This is a genomic window from Thermoanaerobacter sp. A7A (assembly GCF_000445185.1).
Lineage (GTDB): Bacteria > Bacillota > Thermoanaerobacteria > Thermoanaerobacterales > Thermoanaerobacteraceae > Thermoanaerobacter.
The window spans coordinates 1-2,437 of sequence record NZ_AVAF01000007.1; the positions used below are offsets into that span (position 1 = coordinate 1).

General features: G+C 30.9%; 4 protein-coding genes. 2 read left to right on the forward strand and 2 right to left on the reverse strand.

Translation table 11 applies throughout. The features are described from left to right. The coding region (locus M663_RS0100450) for a histidine kinase dimerization/phospho-acceptor domain-containing protein (RefSeq protein ID WP_273702565.1) at positions 1–1,064 on the reverse strand (1,064 nt) is incomplete at its 3' end. Continuing rightward, on the reverse strand, positions 1,027–1,722 hold the full coding sequence (locus M663_RS0100455) for a response regulator transcription factor (RefSeq protein ID WP_029687564.1): 696 nt from the start codon (positions 1,720–1,722) through the stop codon (positions 1,027–1,029). The genes M663_RS0100455 and M663_RS0100450, both read right to left, overlap by 38 nt. A 239-nt stretch (positions 1,723–1,961) precedes the next feature. Between M663_RS0100455 and M663_RS0100460 the strand changes: the two genes are divergently transcribed. After that, the gene (locus tag M663_RS0100460) at positions 1,962–2,150 is read left to right on the forward strand and encodes a hypothetical protein (RefSeq protein ID WP_029687566.1); all 189 of its coding nucleotides are present in this window, start codon (positions 1,962–1,964) and stop codon (positions 2,148–2,150) included. Between the two features lie 31 nt (positions 2,151–2,181). Then, positions 2,182–2,437: hypothetical protein (locus tag M663_RS0100465; RefSeq protein WP_029687567.1), on the forward strand; the 256-nt coding region annotated here is incomplete at its 3' end.

Sequence of the window (2,437 nt, forward strand, 5' to 3'; positions counted from 1 at the left end):
CTGTCCTTATCACCAAACAACATAATGTTATCTTCTATGTTCTTTACAACTTCTTGTTCTTTTTCAGCAAAAGATGCTTCAAAATTTGTCAAAATGCTCTTTACTAATTCGCTTGCGTCAAATTTGATTTTATTAAGCTTTAACATATCAGATTCAAATTTATTCAATGTTTCAAGATTTTTTACAATATTTATAAGTCTTAAGACTTCTTCATTTAAACTTTTCAGTCTTTCATGCGTCGGCTCCCAAACCCCATCAAGCATTGCTTCAATATGACTCTGCAATGTTGTCAATGGTGTTCTAAGCTCATGTGCGATGTCAGAGGTCATTTGTCTTCTTAGTATTTCTTGATTTTTTAAAGATTCTCCAAGGTGGTTTATTGCCGCTGTGAGCTTAAATAGCTCTTCTTCTTTAGGTATATCATATACCTTTGCAGTAAAATCACCTTTTTCAAGCTTTTTAGCAACTTCCGTAATATTAACTAACGGTCTTGTAATATAATTTGACACATAAATACTTATAATCAATGCTATAAAAATAGCTATCACCGTTGCTATAACATTATATCTGCTAATGTCATATAAAAACTTAAAATCCAAGTCACTCATCATCATCGGCCCATAATAAATTATATCCACATATCCCACTGTTTTTTCATCCACAATGATGGGAAGAGTTTTTTCAGAAATATTTTTCTTATTCCATTTTCCCATCATATTCATCATATATGACATTGAAGAAAAATCCCATATAATCTTACCATCTTTATCTCTAAGTCTTAATCCATATCCTTCCATCATAGCTGCATGACCAATTTCACGCCCTGTTGTACTTTTCCAACCTCCCTCAGATTTATACACTGCAGCAAGAGTGTTAGCTATATTGCTAAATTCTTTATCTGTTGACTTTGTAACATAATTTCCAAAGCTATTTATTATTAAGATGTTTGTTGTAATACTTACAATAACAATCGATATAAGAGCTATTGAGATAAATACAATAGCCGTCCTTGTTCTTAAATTATTTCTAAACATTTCTATCACCAAATTTATATCCAACACCATACACCGTTTTAATATACACTGGATTTTTCGTATCGTCTTCAATTTTTTGTCTTAAATTTTTAATATGTGCATCAATCGTCCTGTCATAGCCTTCATAGTCAAATCCCATAACTTTTTCAATTAATTCTTCTCTTGTAAAGACCCTATTTGGATTGCGAATTAAAAACTTTAAAATTTTAAATTCGTTTGGAGTGAGATTTACAACTACTCCTTTTTTCTTCACCGTGTGTGCTTTAAAATCGACCACAAGGTCATCATTATTAAAAGACATTACTTCAGCAAGAGGCACATCATCAGTTGTTCTTCTTAATATTGCTTTTACTCTCATAACCAATTCACGTGGGCTGAATGGTTTTGTAATATAGTCATCAGCACCTATAGAAAATCCATTAATTTTATCACTTTCTTGAACTTTTGCTGTAAGCATCAATATCGGAACATTGGAAAACTGCCGTATTCTCTTGCACAATTCCTCTCCTGAAATAGCTGGCAACATGAGATCCAATATAACAAGGTCTGGTTTTTCTTTTTTGAATGTATCTAAAACGTTATTGCCATTAGTTTCAGTAATAACACTAAATCCCTCATGCTCAAGGTATGACTTTACAACTTCAAGTATTTTTATTTCGTCATCAACCACAAATATTTTCTTATTCATCTTCCATCCACCCTTTATTATTTTGCAGCAAAATTATGAATAACTTATGAAAATAGCTTGATAAACTTCTTTTAATATATTATACATCACAGTTCGCAAAAATCTAATCGCCTACTTTTGGAAATTATTTTAATTAAACTGTATTTATTTTCTCTTCATATTTTCTTCAAAAGTAAGTTTTAAAATAAAGTTGAAAGCAAGTTAACAATTTTTCGATAAATAGAAAGGAGTTGAAAAGTATGGGTCTTATATTAATCTTGGCAATTGGCTTTTATTTGTACAAAACAGGTGACCTGCAAAGAATGATTAATAATTTAAATGCAAACAAAGATTGCCAAGTGGATGAAGCAAAGAAAGTACTTGATATACGCTTAGCCAAGGGAGAAATTACAGTAGAAGAATATAATAAATTAAAAAATATTTTGTAAAATTTAAATATTTAGAGAGGAGGAGTAAATAATGTTTGGAGGATATATGATGGGTGGTTTAGGTCGTTGGTTTGGAGGATATTATCCTTGTGGTTATGGAACTTGGTTCGGTGGTGGACTTACCAATATATTGTTCTTAATTTTAATAGGCGTAGTAATTTACTTGCTAGTAAAACAGATTAGAAATGTTAACTTTTTTAAAAAACACGATACAGATCCTAATAATGAAGCATTAGAAATTGCCAAGTTAAGGTACGCTCGCGGTGAAATCACCTTAGATGAGTATA